This window comes from Conyzicola sp. (genome assembly GCF_057073975.1).
The window spans coordinates 12,701-31,513 of record NZ_JBXMIS010000130.1 but is presented as its reverse complement, the minus strand read 5'-3'; the positions used below and the strand labels follow the sequence as shown (position 1 = coordinate 31,513).

At 67.5% G+C, this 18,813-nt stretch carries 17 protein-coding genes; 10 read left to right on the top strand and 7 right to left on the bottom strand.

Going from position 1 to position 18,813, the window contains the following annotated elements:
* Window positions 1–34: 34 nt before the first annotated feature.
* Genes rhaS through AC14A7_RS11775 form a run of 4 tightly spaced genes read right to left on the bottom strand, consistent with a single transcriptional unit; the run spans window position 35 to window position 4,735 of the window.
* Complete coding sequence (gene rhaS, locus AC14A7_RS11790; RefSeq protein WP_484009268.1) at window positions 35–1,072, bottom strand: rhamnose ABC transporter substrate-binding protein; 1,038 nt, start codon at window positions 1,070–1,072, stop codon at window positions 35–37.
* Window positions 1,073–1,132: 60 nt separating this feature from the next.
* Window positions 1,133–2,194: an ABC transporter permease gene (locus AC14A7_RS11785; RefSeq protein ID WP_484009260.1), complete on the bottom strand. Its 1,062-nt coding sequence runs from the start codon at window positions 2,192–2,194 to the stop codon at window positions 1,133–1,135.
* Entirely contained in the window at window positions 2,178–3,203 is a 1,026-nt protein-coding gene (locus AC14A7_RS11780) for an ABC transporter permease (RefSeq protein WP_484009266.1), read from the bottom strand. The genes AC14A7_RS11785 and AC14A7_RS11780 overlap by 17 nt, the downstream gene beginning before the upstream one ends.
* A gap of 8 nt (window positions 3,204–3,211) precedes the next feature.
* Window positions 3,212–4,735 (bottom strand): sugar ABC transporter ATP-binding protein, encoded by a 1,524-nt coding sequence (locus AC14A7_RS11775; RefSeq protein WP_484009258.1) that lies wholly within the window; start codon window positions 4,733–4,735, stop codon window positions 3,212–3,214.
* Between the two features lie 206 nt (window positions 4,736–4,941).
* On the opposite strand from AC14A7_RS11775, the gene AC14A7_RS11770 reads away from it, so the two are divergent.
* The 10 genes from AC14A7_RS11770 (at window position 4,942) to AC14A7_RS11725 (ending at window position 15,394) form a co-directional block, all read left to right on the top strand.
* On the top strand, window positions 4,942–5,952 hold the full coding sequence (locus tag AC14A7_RS11770) for a LacI family DNA-binding transcriptional regulator (RefSeq protein WP_484009256.1): 1,011 nt from the start codon (window positions 4,942–4,944) through the stop codon (window positions 5,950–5,952).
* Window positions 5,953–6,001: 49 nt separating this feature from the next.
* Complete coding sequence (locus tag AC14A7_RS11765; protein WP_484009254.1) at window positions 6,002–7,711, top strand: circularly permuted type 2 ATP-grasp protein; 1,710 nt, start codon at window positions 6,002–6,004, stop codon at window positions 7,709–7,711.
* Window positions 7,705–8,634, top strand: a complete 930-nt coding sequence (locus AC14A7_RS11760) for an alpha-E domain-containing protein (RefSeq protein WP_484009252.1) — start codon at window positions 7,705–7,707, stop codon at window positions 8,632–8,634. The genes AC14A7_RS11765 and AC14A7_RS11760 overlap by 7 nt, the downstream gene beginning before the upstream one ends.
* On the top strand, window positions 8,631–9,476 hold the full coding sequence (locus AC14A7_RS11755; protein WP_484009250.1) for a transglutaminase family protein: 846 nt from the start codon (window positions 8,631–8,633) through the stop codon (window positions 9,474–9,476). The genes AC14A7_RS11760 and AC14A7_RS11755 overlap by 4 nt, the downstream gene beginning before the upstream one ends.
* A gap of 37 nt (window positions 9,477–9,513) precedes the next feature.
* Window positions 9,514–10,392, top strand: coding sequence for an alpha/beta fold hydrolase (locus AC14A7_RS11750; RefSeq protein ID WP_484009249.1), 879 nt, complete (start codon window positions 9,514–9,516; stop codon window positions 10,390–10,392).
* A 181-nt stretch (window positions 10,393–10,573) separates the two neighbouring features.
* Window positions 10,574–12,127 carry a glycoside hydrolase family 6 protein gene (locus AC14A7_RS11745; RefSeq protein WP_484009247.1) on the top strand — a complete coding sequence of 518 codons (1,554 nt, stop codon included), beginning with the start codon at window positions 10,574–10,576 and terminating at the stop codon, window positions 12,125–12,127.
* A gap of 111 nt (window positions 12,128–12,238) precedes the next feature.
* Window positions 12,239–13,288 carry a lipoate-protein ligase LplAB gene (gene lplAB, locus AC14A7_RS11740; RefSeq protein WP_484009245.1) on the top strand — a complete coding sequence of 350 codons (1,050 nt, stop codon included), beginning with the start codon at window positions 12,239–12,241 and terminating at the stop codon, window positions 13,286–13,288.
* Complete coding sequence (locus tag AC14A7_RS11735) at window positions 13,267–14,340, top strand: FecCD family ABC transporter permease (RefSeq protein ID WP_484009264.1); 1,074 nt, start codon at window positions 13,267–13,269, stop codon at window positions 14,338–14,340. Before lplAB ends, AC14A7_RS11735 begins: the two co-directional genes overlap by 22 nt.
* Window positions 14,340–15,113, top strand: coding sequence for a heme ABC transporter ATP-binding protein (locus tag AC14A7_RS11730; protein ID WP_484009243.1), 774 nt, complete (start codon window positions 14,340–14,342; stop codon window positions 15,111–15,113). The genes AC14A7_RS11735 and AC14A7_RS11730 overlap by 1 nt, the downstream gene beginning before the upstream one ends.
* Window positions 15,110–15,394: a hypothetical protein gene (locus AC14A7_RS11725; RefSeq protein WP_484009241.1), complete on the top strand. Its 285-nt coding sequence runs from the start codon at window positions 15,110–15,112 to the stop codon at window positions 15,392–15,394. Before AC14A7_RS11730 ends, AC14A7_RS11725 begins: the two co-directional genes overlap by 4 nt.
* A 3-nt stretch (window positions 15,395–15,397) precedes the next feature.
* Here AC14A7_RS11725 and AC14A7_RS11720 read toward each other — a convergent pair whose 3' ends face one another.
* Genes AC14A7_RS11720 through AC14A7_RS11710 form a run of 3 tightly spaced genes read right to left on the bottom strand, consistent with a single transcriptional unit; the run spans window position 15,398 to window position 18,813 of the window.
* Entirely contained in the window at window positions 15,398–16,423 is a 1,026-nt protein-coding gene (locus AC14A7_RS11720; protein WP_484009239.1) for a LacI family DNA-binding transcriptional regulator, read from the bottom strand.
* Between the two features lie 48 nt (window positions 16,424–16,471).
* Entirely contained in the window at window positions 16,472–17,914 is a 1,443-nt protein-coding gene (locus AC14A7_RS11715; protein WP_484009237.1) for a GH1 family beta-glucosidase, read from the bottom strand.
* Window positions 17,911–18,813 (bottom strand): carbohydrate ABC transporter permease, encoded by a 903-nt coding sequence (locus AC14A7_RS11710; RefSeq protein WP_484009235.1) that lies wholly within the window; start codon window positions 18,811–18,813, stop codon window positions 17,911–17,913. Before AC14A7_RS11710 ends, AC14A7_RS11715 begins: the two co-directional genes overlap by 4 nt.

Here is an 18,813-nt window from a genome sequence, read left to right as displayed (position 1 = left end):
GAATTTCCGCCCGGGAGGTCAAGCGGGCTGCTTCTTAGAAGTCGAAGTCGCCGATGTTCTCTGCGTTGAAGGTGTACGGGTCACCAAGCAGTACGGTGCCGTTCTCGCCGACCGTGTAGTCGCCGAGCTTGCCTGCCGATAACGTGTCGCCCTCTGCTCCGGTGATCTCACCCTCGATGAGCGCCTTGGCTGCGTACGCGGCGAGGTAGCCGAGGTCGGCCGGGTTCCACAACGCGAACGCCGTGACGGTGCCGTCGGTGACGAAGTCGCGCATCTGGTTCGGGGTTCCGAGTCCGGTCAGTGCGACCTTGCCCTTGAACTCCGAGGTCTGCAGGTAGCGGGCCGCCGCAGAGATGCCGACCGTGGTCGGGGAGATGATGCCCTTGAGGTTGGGGTAGGTCTGCAGCAGGGCAGCGGTCTTGTCGAACGACGTCTGGTCGTCGTCGTCGCCGTAGACGACCTCGACGAGGGTGATGTCGGGGTGGTTCTCTGCGAGGTCGGTCTTGATGAGCTCGATCCAGGCGTTCTGGTTCGTCGCGTTGGCGGTGGCCGACAGGATGGCGATCTCGCCGGCGTCGCCGATCTGCTCCGCGATCAGGTCGACCTGGATCTTCGCGATGCCCTCGCTCGTTGCCTGGTTGATGAAGATGTCGCGGCACTCGGCGTCGGTGTCGGAGTCGAAGGTGACAACCTTGACGCCGGCATCGCGGGCCTCGTTGAGGGCGTCGCAGATCGCGGTGGGGTCGTTGGCCGAGACCACGAGTCCGCCGACGCCCTGCTGGGTGAGCGTGTTGATGAACGAGACCTGGCCGTCGGGCGAGCCCGTGGCCGGGGCCTGCTCGTCGTAGGTGCCACCGAATTCTTCGATGGCCTCCTTGCCGCCGGCGTCGGAGGTGTCGAAGTAGGCGTTGCCGAGGTTCTTCGGCACGAAGGTGATGGCGAGGTTGGCGTCGCCACCGTCGCCGGAGCCGTTGTCGGTCGGGGTTGGAGCGGCGCATCCGGTGGCGACGAGCGCCAGCGAGACGGCGACAGCCGTCAGCACGCCCGCGCGAGCCTTGGTGTGAAACAACATCATTGTTCTCCCTGTTACTAGTGGTGGGTGCCGATGTGATTGCATCAGCGGGCTGAGGCCCTAGCCCTTGGCGGCGGCGAGGGACCCTGGTTTTCTTCCGCCTGGGCGGGCGCGCTTGCGGCGCACCCAGGCCAGGACGCTTGTAGACACCACGGAGGCGATGAGCAGTGCTCCCGTGATGATGTTGATGACGTCGGAGGTGACCGACGCGAGGCGAAGGGCACTTGAGAGGGCCCCGATGAGCAGCACCCCGGCAATGACGCCGTGCAGGGCACCGCGACCACCGAAGATCGAGACGCCGCCGAGCAGCACTGCGGCGATGACGCCGAGTTCCATGCCCGCCGCGTTGTCGCCGCGGGCACTGCCGAAGCGCAGCGTGTAGTAGATGCCGGCGAGGGCAGCAACGGCACCACTCAGCACGAAGAGGATGAACTTGGTCTGCTCGACGCGCACACCGGAGAACCGCGCGGTCTCAGCGCTCTGCCCGATCGCGTAGATTCCGCGCCCGAACGACGTGAAGTGCAGCACGACCGCGAAGGCGACGGCGAGGATGACGAAGATCAGGATGATCGTCGGGATCGGCGTGCCGAACAGCTTCGACTTCGCGAACTCCTTCCACGCGGCAGTGAAGTCGGTGACGGCAGTGGTGCCGAGCAGTCCGACAGCGAGGCCGCGGTATAGCGCGAGGGTGCCGATGGTTACCGCGAGGGACGGCAGGCCGACCACCGTGATGAGGAAGCCGTTGAGCGCGCCGGCAAGCGCGCCGACCAGGATGGCGATGAGCGCGGCCGTCTCGATCGGCATCCCGCCCTGGTGCAGGGTGCCGAGCAGCACGCTCGAGAGCCCGACGACGCTGGCAACCGACAGGTCGATCTCGCCGGTGATGATCACGAGCGTCATCGGCAGTGCCATGAGCAGGATCGGCGCGACGTCGAGCAGGAGGTAGGTGAGGGTGATCGGCGCGGCGAAGTACGGCACCTGCGTGTAGGCGTAGATCCACACGATTGCGAGGGCGGCGATCACCGCGGTCTCGCGGGTGAGCAGCACGCGGCGCCACCACGGGCTGGCGTAGTCGGGGTAGGTGCGGGTGCTCGACGTTGCGGTGTCAGTCATTGGTGGCATCCCTTGCCTCGGCGAGCTTGCGGGCCGTTCGCAGCGCGAGCACGCGATCGAGCACGATGGCCCCGATGATGAGCACGCCGACGACGGCGCGCTGCCAGAAGTCCTGCACCCCGAGAATCGGCAGCGCCCGGTTGATCGTGTACAGCAGGTATGCGCCGATCGCGGCACCCCAGACGGTTCCGCTTCCGCCGAAGATGGCGACGCCGCCGATGACCGCGGCGCCGACCGCGGTCAGCTCGTAGTTGGATCCGACCTGCGAGTTGACCGTGCCGTAGCGGGCCGCGTAGAGCACGCCGGCGAGCCCGGCGAGGGCGCCGCTGAGAACGAAGGCCAGCAGCACGCGCTGGGTGACCTTCAGGCCGTAGAGGTTGGCGGCATCCGGGTCGGATCCGATGGCGTACAGCTCGCGGCCGGCGCGCTGGTTGCGCAGGTACCAGCCCGCGGCGACGAGCACCACGAGGGCGATGATCGTCAGCACCGGAATGTAGAGGATCTGCGCGGTGCCGAGCCCGAGGAACTCCTTTGGCATGTCGCTCGCGTTGATGCGGTCGCTGCCCGTCCACAGCACGTTGATGCCGCGGTAGGCGTAGAGCGTTCCGAGGGTGATGACGAGTGCCGGCACCTTCGCGAACGCGACGAGGGCACCGTTGACGAGCCCGAGCACGCCGCCCGCGAGGATTCCGATCGCGAAGACGGCCACGATCGGGATGCCCGGGACGTCGATGAACAGACGGCCCGTCAGGTAGGCCGTCAGCCCGACTACCGAGCCGACCGACAGGTCGACGTTGCGGGTGATGATCACGATCGCCTGGCCGATGGCGACGAGAAGCAGGATGGATGGCGACAGCAGCAGGTCGCGGAACCCGTCGGCACTGAACAGGAAGCTCGGGTTCTTGGCCGTCGCCGCGACGACGACGAGCACGAGCGCGATCAGGATTCCGGTCTCGCGCGCCTTGGCGAAGCCGCCGAGGGCGTGCAGCACGCGGCCGCCGATGGTCTCTGGTGCCATGGTCGTGGTCACTTGGCGGCCTCCGTCGAGTGGGTGGCGGCGAACATGACGGTCTCTGCCGTCGCGTCCTCGCGCGAGAGGTTCGCGGTGATGCGGCCCTCGTGCACGACGAGCACGCGGTCGGCCATGCCGAGCACCTCCGGCAGCTCTGACGAGATCATGAGGATGCCGAGGCCCTGCCCCGCGAGCTGCGACAGCAGTCGGTGCACCTCTGCCTTCGTTCCCACATCGATGCCGCGCGTCGGCTCGTCGATGATGAGCACGCTCGGGTTGGTCGCGAGCCACTTGGCCAGCACCACCTTCTGCTGGTTGCCGCCACTGAGGGTGCCCGCCTCGACGTCGAGCGACGCGGCCTTGACCTCGAGGCGACTGGCCCAGGTGCGCGCCGCCGCGTTCTCCGCGGAGCGGAACAGCAACCCGAAGCGGGAGAGGGAGCGGCGGATGGCGAGCGTCGTGTTGCCCGCGACCGTGGATTCGAGCACGAGGCCCTGCTTGCGGCGGTCCTCTGGCACAAGGGCGAGTCCGGCATCCATCGCGGCCTTGGGGCTCCGCTTGGCAAGAGGGCGCCCCTTCATCGTCACGCTACCGCTGGAGTACGGGTCGATGCCGAAGATCGCGCGGGCGATCTCACTGCGGCCCGCGCCGACGAGACCGGCCAGGCCGACGATCTCGCCGGAGCGCACGGTGAAGTCGATGTCATGGAAGACGCCCGGCTCGGTGAGGCCGGAGACGACGAGCACGTCGTCACCGATGACCGCCTCTTCCTTCGGGAAGAGCGTGGCAACATCGCGGCCGACCATCTCGCGCACGATCGTCTCGACGGTCGTCTCGGTGATCGGGCCGGTCGAGATGTAGGCGCCGTCGCGCATGACCGTCACGGTGTCGCAGAGGTCGAAGACCTCGTCGAAGCGGTGGGAGATGAAGAGCAGTGCGCGGCCCTCGTCGCGCAGGCTGCGGGCGACGGCGAAGAGCCGCTCGACCTCGACGCCGCTGAGGGCGGCGGTCGGCTCGTCCATGACGAGCACGCGGGCGTCGAGCGAGATGGCCTTGGCGATCTCGATGATCTGCTGGTCGGCGATCGAGAGGCCGAGCGTCGGGCGATCAGGGTCGATGCGAACGCCGAGGCGCGAGAACAGGCCAAGTGCCTCGTCGCGCATGCGCCTGCGGTCGATGCGGCCGAACGAGAGCGTCGGCTGGCGGCCCATGAAGATGTTCTCTGTCACAGAGAGATCGGGAAAGAGGGTCGGCTCCTGGTAGATGACCGCGATGCCGGCGGCCTTCGACTCTGCGGTGGAGCGAAAGTCCACCGGCTCGCCCGCGAGCTCGAAGTCTCCCGCGTCGCGCTGGTACAGGCCGGCGATGATCTTGACGATGGTCGACTTGCCTGCGCCGTTCTCGCCGACGAGGGCGTGGATCGAGTTGTTCTCCAGGCGAAGGCTGCCGCGGCTGAGCGCGACAACGGCGCCGAATGCCTTGGCGACGTCGCGCAGCTCTAGCGCGCTCGGCGCTGGCGGTGTGCGTGGTGTCGACATTGACGGTGTACCAATCGGGATCTCGGCGGTGAGGACTCGCTGTGCGGTATGAAACGTTTCAAGACGGTGAACTGAATGCACTCTACGGTCGCGGTTCCGATGAGGTCAAGTCCGCGGGGGCAATTCGGTGAATCGTTACATTCCACGCGTGCGCCGCTACGATGAGCAATCACCGCGGGGAGCGCGGACGACACGAGGAGGTGGCAGTGGCAGTCAGCATCAAGGATGTCGCGGCGCGTGCCGCCGTCTCGGTCGGCACCGTATCCAACGTCCTCAACGCCCGCGAGCGCGTCTCACCAGAGGTCGCCGCACGCGTCGACCAGGCCATCCGCGAGCTTGGCTACGTGCGCAACGATGCGGCTCGCCAGCTGCGGGCCGGGCGGAGCACCGCGATCGGCCTCGTCATCCTCGACGTCGGCAACCCGTTCTTCACCGACCTGGCGCGCGGAGCGGAAGACGAGGCGATGCGCGCCGGCTACTCGATCATCCTCGGCAACAGCGACGAGAAGGAGGACCGCGAGGCGGTCTACCTCGACCTGTTCGAGCAGCAGCGCATGCGTGGCGTTCTCATCTCGCCCCTTGGCGACATCACCGCTCGGCTGCGGCTGCTGCGCGACCGCGGCATTCCCGCCGTGCTTGTCGACCGCACGACTGCCGACCCCAGCTTCAGCTCCGTCTCCGTCGATGACATCGCCGGCGGCACCCTCGCCATGGAGCACCTTGTCGCGATCGGCCGCCGCCGTGTCGCCTTCATCGGGGGGCCGATGTCGATTCGCCAGGTGACGGACCGGCTCGAGGGCGCGCGCCGCACCGCCGCTCGGCACCCGGGAGTCGAGCTGGAGGTGATCGAGGTCGATGCCCTCAGCGTGCTCGCCGGGCGCACGGCCGGTCTCGAGATCGTGGCGCGATCCGCTGCTGATCGACCCGATGCGATCTTCGCCGCCAACGACCTCGTCGCCGTCGGTGTGCTGCAGGCACTCGTGATGAACGGGTCTGCCGTGCGTGTGCCAGACGAGATCGCCCTCATCGGGTACGACGACATCGACTTCGCGCGGGCCACGGTCTTCCCGCTCACTTCGATTCGCCAGCCGAGCGCGCTCATCGGGGAGACCGCGGTGCAGATTCTCCTCGAGGAGGCAGCTGACCCAGCGATCGATCCCCGCCAGGTCGTGTTCCAGCCGGAGCTGGTGGTGCGGCAGAGCACCGTGCGCGACTAGCGCCGTCGCCGGAAACAACGCCGCAACATCCCCCGCCTAAGCTGGGGCAATGGGCGACCTGTTCGACGGCTACGCGGCCACTGCGCTGCGGCCCAAGAGCGCGCCCCCGTTCGACGAGATGTTCTCCAAGCCCGGCACTGCCCGCGGTGCCTACAAAGACATCCACGCCGCCCTCGCGCAGATGACGCAGGAAGAGCTGCGCGGCCGCACCGATGCCCTCGCGAGCTCGTACCTCGCCCAGGGCGTCACCTTCGACTTCGCCGGCGAGGAGCGCCCGTTCCCGCTCGACGCCGTTCCCCGCGTGATCGAGCAGGCAGAGTGGGTCGAGGTCGAGGCCGGAATCAAGCAGCGGGTCAAGGCGCTCGAGGCCTTCCTCGCCGATGTGTACGGCAAGCAGCAGGCGGTGCGCGACGGGGTGATCCCCGCTCGGCTGATCACGTCGTCCAGTCATTTCCACCGCGAGGCCGCTGGCATCGAACCGGCCAACGGCGTGCGCATCCAGGTGAGCGGCATCGACCTCATCCGCGACGAGCATGGCGGCTGGCGCGTGCTCGAAGACAACGTGCGTGTTCCCTCCGGTGTCAGCTACGTCATCTCGAACCGCCGTGTCATGGCGCAGACCCTGCCAGAGCTCTTCGTCTCGATGCGGGTTCGCCCCGTCGGCGACTACCCGCACAAGCTGCTGCAGGCACTGCGCGCCTCCGCGCCAGAGGGCGTGGACGAGCCGAACGTCGTCGTGCTCACCCCCGGCGTCTACAACTCCGCCTACTTCGAGCACACCCTGCTCGCGCGCCTCATGGGCGTCGAGCTCGTCGAGGGCCGCGACCTGTTCTGCTCCGGCGGCAAGGTGTGGATGCGCACGACCGCGGGCCCGACGCGCGTCGACGTCATCTACCGCCGCGTCGACGACGAGTTCCTCGACCCGCTGCAGTTTCGTGCCGACTCCATGCTCGGCAGCCCTGGCCTGCTGCTTGCCGCGCGCCTCGGCAACGTGACGATCGCCAACGCGGTCGGAAACGGCGTCGCAGACGACAAGCTCGTCTACACGTACCTGCCCGACCTCATCCGGTACTACCTCTCTGAGGAGCCCATCCTCAAGAATGTCGACACGTGGCGGCTGGAGGATCCGGCAAGCCTCGAAGAGGTTCTCGACCGTCTCGATGAACTCGTCGTCAAACCCGTCGACGGATCCGGCGGCAAGGGCCTCGTCGTCGGCCCGGCCGCCTCGGCCAAGGAGCTCGACGACCTGCGCGAGCGACTGCTCGCCGACCCCCGCGGATGGATCGCCCAGCCGGTCGTGCAGCTCTCCACCATCCCGACCCTCGTCGAAGACGGCATGCGCCCTCGGCACGCCGACCTCCGCCCCTTCGCGGTCAACGACGGCAAGGACATCTGGGTGCTGCCCGGTGGCCTCACCCGGGTCGCGCTCCCCGAGGGCGAGCTCGTGGTCAACTCCTCGCAGGGCGGCGGCTCGAAGGACACCTGGGTCGTCGGGCTCGACCCGCTGCAGGTGTCGAGGCACAGCATCCAGGGCCTCGTCGCCGACCAGGCCGCGCGCACCCAGGCGATCCCGATCATCACACCAGACCACGTGCAGGACCACGGCCCGATGGACCGCCCGCTCGGCCACGGCCAGCAGGAGCAGCAGCAGCAGTCTCACGATTCCCCCACAGCTCCAGCTACGAACTCACCGCCCCAGATATATCGCGCGGGTCGAGTCCATAGCTCCAGCTCCGACGAAATGGGGACGGAATGCTGAGCCGGATCGCCGAAAGCCTGTTCTGGATCGGCCGCTACATCGAGCGGAGCGACGGCACCGCCCGCATCCTCGACGTTCACCTGCAGCTGCTGCTCGAGGACCAGTGGATCGAGGAGGACCTCGCCTGCCGGTCGCTGCTGAGCGTCATGGGTTCCGAGGTGCCGGAAGACACCACGCTCACCCGCCAGCGCGTGCTGGAGATACTCGCCGTCGACCGCTCCGAGCCGGCGTCGATCGCCTACTCGCTCGGGGCAGCCCGCGAGAACGCCCGCCGCGCCCGCGAGATCGTCAGCACAGAGCTATGGGAGTGCCTCAACACGACCCGCGCGCGCATGCCGCGCAAGGTCTCGAGCGACAAGGTGCACGAGTTCTTCGGCTGGGTGCGCGAGCGCAGCGCTCTCGCCGTCGGCATCATCGAGTCGGCGACGAGCCGCGACGAGGCCTGGCAGTTCTTCACGCTCGGCCGCTCGATCGAGCGGGCCGACATGACGGCGCGACTGCTCGCGACGCGCTCGCTGACCGAGGCGAGCGGGCCAAGCTGGACCACCATCCTTCGCAGCTGCGGCGCGTACGAGGCCTACCTCCGCACCTACCGTGGCGTGCCGAGCGCGCGTAACGCCGCCGAGTTCCTGTTGCTCGACCGGCTGTTCCCGCGCAGCATCCTGTTCTCCGTCACGCGTGCAGAGCAATGCATGCGCGACCTCGAGCCGCGCTCAGAGCGCAGCGGTGTGAGCGACCAGGCGCAGCGCCTGCTCGGCCAGATCCGCAGCGAGCTCGAGTACCGCCCGATCGCCGAGATCCTCGAAGACCTGCCGCGCCACATGGACAACGTGCAGCTCGCCACGAGCGCCGCGTCCGAGGCGATCCGCCAGCGCTACTTCCCCACGAACGCCGCCCCGAGCTGGGTGGGGGAGACCGGATGAACCGCCTGAGAATCAAGCACATGACCGGCTTCCACTATGGCGGCGACGTCACCGCCTCGTACAACGAGGCCCGGATGCTGCCGGCCTCCGCCGACGGCCAGCTCGTGCTCTACTCGAACCTCGAGATCCTGCCGATGTCGAGCCACCACTCCTATGTCGACTACTGGGGCTCGCGCGTCTCGTCGTTCGAGATCCTCACGCCGCACAAGGAGCTGGCCCTGACCGCGACGAGTCTCGTCGAGGTGCGCCCTCGCGTGCACGAGGCGCACGATGTGACCTGGGCCGAGCTCGCCCTCGACATTGAGAAGACGACGGAGAACATCGAGCAGAGCACGCAGACGCGGCGCACCGCTCCACCGGATGAGGTGGCTGCGCTCGCGCGTTCCATCGCCGACCAGCACGAGAGTCCCTGCGATGCCGCCCTCGCGATCTGCACCGCGATCGGCGAGGCGGTGGAGTACATGCACGGAATCACCGGTGTGCACTCGACGGCCTCGGAGGCGTGGGCCGTGCGCAAGGGCGTCTGCCAGGACATCACCCACATCGCCCTCGGCGCGCTGCGCTCAGTCGGCATCCCCGCCCGCTACGTCTCCGGATACCTGCACCCCAAGCCCGACGCGGCGATCGGCGAGACCATCGCGGGCGAGTCGCACGCCTGGGTCGAGTGGTACTGCGGGGAGTGGCGTGGATTCGACCCGACCAACCAGATCGACATCGGCGACCGCCACGTCACCGTCGGTCGCGGCCGCGACTACAACGACGTGCCGCCGCTGCGCGGCGTGTACGCCGGCCCCTACGGCTCCGAGCTCTTCGTCACCGTGGAGATCACCCGCGAGGCGTAGCCCGACCCGTACGATTGAGCCAACACGGGAGGCAACGATGCCAGCAACCACGACGCCAGAGAAGGCGACCTTCGTCGACGCGGGCGGGGTGACGATCCACTACTACGTGTGGCGTGCGAAGAACCCCCGCGCTGTGCTGCAGGTCGCGCACGGTCTCGGCGAGTACGCACTGCGCTACCAGGCGCTCGCCGACCAGCTGGTCGAGCACGGCATCAGCGTCTACGCCAACGACCACCGCGGTCACGGTCAGACCGGGCTGCAGCAGTTCGGCAACGACCGCTCGAAGCTCGGCCGACCGGGCAAGGGCGGCATCCGCGCGGAGGTCGACGACCTCCACCAGTTCACCGGCATCATCGCGGCCGAGAACCCCGGGCTGCCTATCGCGTTCCTCGGCCACTCGTGGGGATCGCTGCTCGGCCAGATCCTGCTCAACGACCACATCGGCGACTTCACCGCCGTGGTGCTCAGCGGAACAGCCCACCGCGTTCCCGGCCAGATGAACAGCGGCGACCTCAACGCGAAGCACAAGCACCTCGGTTCGACCGGCTATGAGTGGCTGAGTCGGGATACCGCGGTGTCGCAGGCCTTCCTCGACGACGAGCTGACGTTCTACGCCGACGCGCTCAAGCTGTTCGGCCCGATCGACGGGCTCAAGCTCTTCGGTCGCCCGCGGTCTCCGATGCCGGCCGACGTGCCCATCCTCATCATCATCGGCGATGAGGACCCTCTCGGCGGCGAGGTCAGCGTGCAGAAGCTCGCCGACGACTACGTGCAGCGCGGACAGCTGACGGATGTCGAGGTCGTCGTCTACACCGGCGCCCGTCACGAGGTCTTCAACGAGATCAACCAGCAGGAGGTTCGCGACGACCTGCTCGTCTGGCTCGAGCCTCGACTTGGCCTTTCCCGAGCCGAATAGCTCGTATTCGGCGGTTGTGAACGGTCACCTCGAGGTTTTGCTTGACACCAATTCGGGGGTAGTACAAGAGTTATACCGAGTCAACATGTGGGAGCGCTCCCACGGTTGACCGCGGGGGCGCTCCCGCGGCACCTGACTACGACGTCGTCACTGTGGACGGCGCAAGGCCAGAGAGGTTCGAATGTTCAACTCAACGAAGAGTCGAGCACTGTCGGTTGTCACGACCGCAGCGCTCGCCGTGACCGTGTTCGCGGTTGCGAGCCCGGCATCCGCAGAGGATGTCCTCGACGTCGGCGACCGCCTGTACGTCAATCCAACCAGCACCACCCTGCAGGCGGCGGCCACGCTCACCGGCCAGGCACGCGCCGACGCGCAGCTGCTCGGCAGCTTCCCCAGCGCGAACTGGTTCACCAAGGGCACGCCGGCCGAGGTGAAGGCAGCCGTCAACGCGGTCGTCACGGGTGCGGCCGCCGACGGTTCCGTTCCCGTGCTCGTGGCATACAACCTGCCGTTCCGCGACTGCGCCCAGTACTCGGCCGGTGGCGCAGCAAACACGGCGGAGTACGCCGCGTGGATCGACGCGTTCGCCGCCGGCATCGGGGGCCGTGACGCCGTCGTCATCCTCGAGCCAGACGGTCTCGGCATCATCCCGTGGTACACGACGGTGAACGGAGACCAGGAGTGGTGCCGACCGGCCGAACTGGATGCGGCTACCGCGGCATCCGATCGCTTCGTGCAGCTGAACCACGCCGTCGACGCGCTCGGGGCGCTGCCCGCGACCGCCGTCTACCTCGACGGCACCCACAGCGGCTGGCTCGGAGCGGGTGACGCGAGCGACCGTCTCATCAAGGCGGGCGTGCAGCGCGCTGACGGCTTCTTCCTCAACGCATCGAACTACGTCGCGACGGAACGCCTGAAGAAGTACGGCAGCTGGGTCTCCGACTGCATCTTCCTCTCCACCAACAGCTGGTACCAGCCGCAGTGGTGCGGAAGCCAGTACTACCCGGCGAACCCGGCCGACTTCTCGACCTGGGGTCTCACCGATGCGGCCTACGACCAGGCATTCGCCGACACCGGACTCGTGCGCAACGCCGCCCTGCAGAAGCACTTCGTCATCGACACGAGTCGCAACGGCCAGGGTCCGTGGACGCCCCCGGCTGGTGTCTACACCGACGCGGAAGACTGGTGCAACCCGCCGAACCGCGGGCTCGGGCTCGCTCCGACGACCGACACCGGCAATGCGCTGATCGACGCGTTCCTGTGGATCAAGGTGCCAGGCGAGTCGGACGGCCAGTGCTACCGCGGCACCGGCGGCCCCCTCGACCCGGAGCGCGGCATCGTCGACCCGGCGGCAGGCCAGTGGTTCCCGCAGCAGGCTCGCGAGCTCATCGCGCTCGCCAACCCGCCGATCGCCGCCCAGACGTGCCACGTCTCGTACACCGTTCACGGAACCTGGCCCAATGGCTCCACCAACCAGGTCTGGATCTCCAACACCGGCTCGACAGCCGTCAAGGGCTGGACCCTTCGCTGGTCGTTCGGCGGCACAGAGAAGGTGACCAACCTGTGGAGTGGATCGCACACCCAGTCGGGCTCGGTGGTCGCGGTCTCGAACCTGTCGTACAACGGCACGATCGCGGCTGGCAAGAAGATCACGTTCGGGTTCAACGCCTCCGGCGCTGTCGGCCCGGAACCGCTGCTGTTCACGCTGAACGGCAAGCCGTGCACGTCTGACTAGCCACATCGATAGAGTCGGGTCTCGCGGTCGCCTTCCCAGCGACATCGTGACCACGAGGCCCGACTCACCCGTTCGCGCGCACCGCCCTCGGCGCCAAGTTAGGCTTGCCTTATGCATGGCGAGTACAAGGTCCCGGGAGGCAAGCTCGTCGTCGTCGACCTCGACGTCATCGAGGGGCGCATCGCGAACTTCCGGCTCGCCGGCGACTTCTTCCTCGAGCCGGACTCCGCGCTCGAGTCGATCAATGTCGCGGTGAACGGGTTGTCCGCCGACGCGGACAGCGCTGCCATCGCGAAGGCGGTGTCGGCTGGCCTGCCGAAGGACGCCATCCTGCTCGGTTTCAGCCCGGAGGGCGTGGCGACCGCGGTGCGCCGTGCGATCCACCAGGCCACCACCTGGACCGACTACGACTGGCAGCTCGTGCACGGCACCGCCTATCCGCCCGTGCTTCAGATGGCGCTCGACCAGGTGCTCACCGACGAGGTGGGGGAGGGGCGTCGCAAGCCGACCCTTCGCATCTGGGAGTGGGAGAGCCCTGCCGTCGTGATCGGCAGCTTCCAGTCGGTGAAGAACGAGGTCGACCTCGAAAACGCGGCCAAGTACGGCTTCGAGGTCGTCCGTCGCATCAGCGGTGGTGGTGCGATGTTCATGGAGAAGGGGTCGGTCATCACCTACTCCATCTACGTGCCGACCGAGCTCGTCGGCGGCATGAGCTTCGCCGACTCCTATGCCTTCCTCGACGAGTGGGTCATCGTCGCCCTCAAGTCCCTCGGCATCGAGGCGACGTACCAGCCCCTCAACGACATCACGAGCCCGACGGGCAAGATCGGCGGGGCCGCGCAGAAGCGGCTCGGCAACGGGGCTCTCGTGCACCACGTCACCATGAGCTACGACATGGACGGCGACCGAATGGTCGAGGTGCTGCGCATCGGCCGAGAGAAGATGAGCGACAAGGGCACCAAGAGCGCCAACAAGCGCGTCGATCCGCTTCGCAGCCAGACGGGCTTGACGAGGGCGCAGATCATCGAGCGCATGGAGTCGACGTTCGGCGGGCTCTACGGCTACACCGAGGGCGAGATCACGTCAGAGGAGCTTGCGAAGGCTGAGCAGCTCGTCGCCGAGAAGTTCGGCACGAGCGACTGGCTGCACCGAGTACCGTGAACCGCACCTCACGCGGGGTCGCGCTGACCATTGCCCTTGCGATCGCCCTTGTCGCTGGCGTCATGCTGTCTGCCGTGAACGGCCAGCTCGCGATCACACCGGCGGAGGTGACCGGATCGCTGCTGCGCGCGATCGGACTACCCACCGGATGGGCACCGACCGACCCGATCGTCGAGTCGACCCTGTGGGTGGTGCGCTTGCCCCGCGTGGTCATGGCACTCGCGGTCGGAGCCTCGTTGGCCGTGGCCGGTGCGGTCATGCAGGCCGTGTTCGGCAACCCGCTCGCGGAGCCAGGGGTCGTCGGCGTGGCATCCGGTTCCGCCCTCGGCGCAGCTCTCGGCATCGTGCTCGGCGGCGGACTCGGTCTCTCTGGCGGGCTCGGAGGAGTCGGCACCGCCGCGCTTGCCTTCGCCGGAGGGCTGCTTGCCACCCTCGTCGTCTACGCCGTCTCGCGCTCCAACGGCCGCACGGAGGTCGTGACGCTCCTGCTCACCGGAATCGGGGTCAACGCCGTCGCGGGTGCGGGGCTCGCCTTTCTGCTGTTCGCCGGCACCGCGGCGAGCAGGGAGCAGATCGTGTTCTGGCAGCTCGGGTCTCTCAACGGGTCCCGCTGGGATGAGGTGGCGATCGTTGCGGTCGTGGCCGCCATCGGCACGGGGGTCGCCCTCGCGATCGCCGGCCGACTCAACCTGCTCGCGCTCGGCGAACGCAGCGCACGCCACCTGGGCGTCAACGTCGAGGCCCTTCGTCTCGGGTCCATCGTGCTCGTCGCGTTGCTCACGGGTGTCGCGGTCGCGTTCTGTGGCATCATCGCGTTCGTCGGGCTCGTGGTTCCGCACCTCATCCGCATGGCAATCGGCCCGTCGCATCGCCCGCTCATCCTGGCCAGTGCGGTCGGGGGAGGGGCGCTGCTCGTCTTCGCCGACCTGCTCGCGCGCACGATCGTCGCCGGCGCCGACTTGCCCATCGGAATGCTCACCTCTCTTGTCGGCGGGCCGTTCTTCTTCTACCTGCTCTCCCGGCAGCGCAAGCGCAGCGGGGGGTGGGCATAGTGGTAGACGCGCTACGGGCCCGCGGTGTCGGCGTCGTCATCGACGGCACCCGCATTCTGTCTGGTGTCGACCTCGACGTGCGTCCCGGCGAGGTGCTCGCGGTCGTGGGCCCCAACGGCGCCGGCAAGTCGACGCTGCTCTCCGTGCTCAGCGGTGACCTGGCGGCCACCGAGGGCGAGGTCACTATCGGGGATCGCCCGATAGGCACGATGCGCCACCTCGAGCTAGCAAGGGAGCGCGCTGTTCTCACCCAGGAGAACCAGCTGAGCTTCCCGTTCACTGTCGGTCAGGTCGTGCTCATGGGCCGCAGCCCGTGGGCCCGCACCTCGCGCTTCGACGACGACGAGTCGGCGACGGCGGATGCGATGATCGCCACCGACGTCGACCAGCTCGCTCCACGGCGCTTCACCTCGCTCTCCGGAGGAGAGAAGGCCCGCGTCTCGCTCGCCCGCGTCTTCGCACAGGCGACGGGCATCCTGCTGCTCGACGAGCCGACCGCCGCGCTCGACCTCCGCCATCAGGAGGACGTGATGCGGGCTGTTCGGGCGCGTGCCGCCGCTGGCCATGCGGTACTCGTCGTCGTGCACGACCTCTCCCTGGCAGCGGCCTACGCCGACCGCATCGCCATGGTCGCCGCGGGAGCGGTGGTCGCCGTCGGTCCGCCAGCCGAGGTGCTGACGGCAGAGCGGGTCACGTCGATCTACGGGCTTGCGGTTGATATCGCCGAGGTCAACGGGCGTCCGATCGTTGTGCCACGTAGGGTGGACTCATGACCGGCTGGATCGTGCTCGCAATTATCGTCGCGGCCGTTGTTCTCGGGGTCATCGCGCAGAAGCGCGGCTGGGTCGACTTCTCCGACCAGCACAAGACCAGCGGCGGGGGCGGCGGCCTCGGTGGCATCGACGAGGTGTTCAACCCGACACGTCACGAGGCACAGATCGAGCTCGACCGCCAGACCATCCTGCCGGCACCCGCACCAGTAGCCGGTGACGGCGACAAGGGCATCTTCAGTGGCAAGGTGCGTATCGACCTCGACGACGAGCGCAGGCGCTAGAAGTCAGGCGCTTGCGCGCACCACCATGCGGGTCGGCATGATGCACTCGCGGTCGACGTCCTCGCCGCGCAGGAGCGCGAGCAGGGTGTGGGCCATCTTCTCGCCCATCTCCATCGACGGCTGGTGGACGGTCGTCAGCTGGATGTCGCCGCCGATCGCCGCGGGGCTGTCGTCGAATCCGACCACAGCCACATCCTCTGGAATGCGGAGTCCGCGCTCGCGCAGTACAGAGACCGCGCCCGTCGCCATGAGGTCGCTTGCCACGAACACGGCGTCGAGCTTCGGCTCCTTGTCGAGCAGCTCGCGCATTGAGCGGGCACCGCTGACGAGCGAGAAGTCGCCGTAGGCGACGAGATCCTGCTGGATGCCCGCGGCAGCAAGCGCGCGCCGCCAGCCCTCTGCCCGGTCGATGCCCGCTGGCATGTCGGGTGGCCCGGCAATCGTGGCGATGCGCCTGCGACCTCGGTCGATGAGGAACTGCGTACCCATCTCTGCGGCTGCGGCATTGTCGACGTCGACGAAGTAGCTGTTCTGCTCGTTCGGGTTGAGCGGCCGACCGCCGAAGACGACGGGGAGGGTGTCGCCGAGGCTCGCGAGGAAGTGGTCGCCGGAGTGGTGCGAGACGACGATGGCGCCGTCGACGTTGCCGCCGAGCAGGTAGCGGGTCGTCTTCGCCGAGGGGGCGAATGGGCTCGCGAGCTGCAGGTTCATGACGTAGTCGCTCGACTCGATCGCGTGGGCGATACCGTGCACGATGGCCGCGAAGTACGGGTCGCCGAAGAAGCGCGTCGTCTCCTCCGGCACGACGAGGGCGATAGCCATCGTCTGTCGGTTGGCCAGTGAGCGCGCCGCTCGGTTGGGCACGTAGTTGAGCTGCTCGATCGCCGCGGTGACGGCGGCGAGCACCTCAGGGCTGACCTGGGTCGACCCGTTGACGACGCGGGACACGGTGGAACGGGAGACGCCGGCTGCTGCCGCCACCTCCTCAAGCGTCGGCGGAAGCCGCCGTGCTTGCTGTTCCGTGCTCATCTCTCGTGCCCTCCGTGGATTCCAAGAGTCTAATCAGCGCCGCAATGCCTAGATGGCGCGGTCGGCGATGATCGACTTGTATTCGAGTGCGCTGCGCTTCGGTGTGCGCTCGAGCGTGTCGTAGTCGACCCGCACGATGCCGAACCGCTTGTGGTAGCCCCACGCCCACTCGTAGTTGTCCATGAGCGACCAGTAGAAGTAGCCGTACACATCCACGCCATCCTCGATGGCGTCGAGAATAGCCTCGAGGTGCACGCGAAGGAAGTCGGTGCGCTCCACATCGTTGACCGAGCCGTCTGCCTCGACGGTGTCGTCGTAGGCTGCGCCGTTCTCCGTGACGTAGAGCTTGACCGCGGTGCCGGTGTACTCGTCCTTCACGCGCTTGAGCAGTCGGGTGAGGCCTTCCGGCTGCACCTCCCAGCCCATCGCCGTGACCGGCAGGTCGCGCTTGTGCCAGTAGACGCCCTCTGTTGCCGGAAAAGGCGAGCGCTTCGGACGCTCCGAGGGCGCCATGGTCGACATCTCGGCGGCAGCCGGCGGCGTCGCGCTGAGCTCTTCACCGTGGTAGTAGTTCACGCCGAGGGCGTCGATCGGGGTCGAGATGATCTCGAGGTCGCCCTCCTTGACGTAGTTCTCGAGGCCGAGACCGGCGAGGTCCTCGAGCACGTCGGCCGGGTACTCGCCACGGAAGATCGGGTCGAGGAAGAACCGGTTGAACTGCCCGTCGACCTTGCGCGCCGCGTCGACGTCGGCCGGGTTCGCCGGGTCGACGGGGTCGGGAACGGTGAGGTTGAGCGTGATTCCGAGCTGGAGGCTCGGGTCTGCCGCCCGAAGGCTCTGAATAGCAAGGCCGTGGGCGAGCAGGAGGTGGTGGCCAGCGGCCAGTCCCTTCTCCGGCTCCTGGATACCGGGAGCGTGCTCCCCGCCGATGTAGCTGAGGAACGACGAGCACCACGGCTCGTTCAGCGTGGTCCACGAGTCGACGCGATCGCCAAGAGCGGCGTGAACGTCGGCCGCGTACTCGGCGAACAGGTAGGCGGTGTCGCGGTTGACCCATCCACCCTTCTCCTCGAGGGCCTGCGGAAGATCCCAGTGGTACAGGGTCAGCCACGGCTTGATGTTCTTCTCGAGCAGCGAGTCGACGAGCCGAGAGTAGAAGTCGAGGCCCTTCGGGTTGACCGGGCCGCCGTCGGGGCGCACGCGCGACCACGAGGTGGAGAAGCGGTACGTCTGCATGCCGAGCTCTGCCATGAGTGCGACATCGCTCTCATAGCGGTGGTAGTGGTCGCAGGCGACGTCGCCGTTGTGGGCGTCGACGACCGCGCCGGGAACACGGGCGAAGGCATCCCAGATGGAGTCGGTTCGGCCGTCCTCGTGCGCCGCGCCCTCGATCTGGTACGCGGCGGTTGCCACGCCGAACAGGAAGTTGTCCGGGAACGAGCGCGTGGCGGCTGATGCGGCGCCGGTGCTTGGGCTGATGAGCTGGGTCATCCCTTGACCGCTCCTTCCATAATGCCCTTGACGAGCTGACGGCCCGTGACAAGGAAGAGAACGAACAGAGGGAAGATCGCGACGATGATGCCGGAGAAGATCAGCGAGTAGTCGTCGAAGTAGTTGTTCGCGAGGGTGGACAGCGCGACCGGAAGGGTTGCGCTGTCATTGTCGAGCACGATGTACGGCCAGAAGAAGTTCGTCCAGGTCTGGATGAACATGAACAGGGCGAGCATGGCTGCGGCCGGTCGCGCTGCGGGCAGCGCAATGCTCCAGAAGGTGCGGAACATGCTGGCACCGTCAACGCGGGCCGCCTCGATGAGCTCGTATGGCAGTGCCTGGCGAAGGTACTGCGTCATCCAGAACACACCGAACGCCGAGACGACAGCGGGAAGGATGACCGCAAGCAGGTTGCCCGTCAGCTTGAGGTTGACCATCACGATGTAGAGCGGCACAACGGCGAGCTGCGTCGGCACCGCGAGGGTGGCGATGACGAAGTAGAGCAGGCCGCTCGACCCCTTGAAGCGCAGCTTGGAGAACGCGTATCCGGCGAGAGTCGAGAAGAAGACGACGGAGACCGCAACGATGGTCGAGACGATGATGCTGTTGATCGTCGCCGTCCAGAAGCTCACCGGGAGTGTCGGGCTGCTGATCACGCGCTCGACGTTTGCGATGAAGTTCGGGCCGGGAGGCGTGAGGAACGGGCGCGTGGTGATGGTGCGCTGGTCGCCGCTGGCGATCATGAACGCCCAGTAGAGCGGGTAGATCGCAGCGATCATCACGATGCCGAGCACCACATAGCCGAGAGCGCCAGGCTTCTGGAAGTTCTGGCCGCGTGCGCGACGACGCTTGGTCGGCGCTACCGCCAGGAGTTCTGCTTCTTTGGTGAGGATACTCAT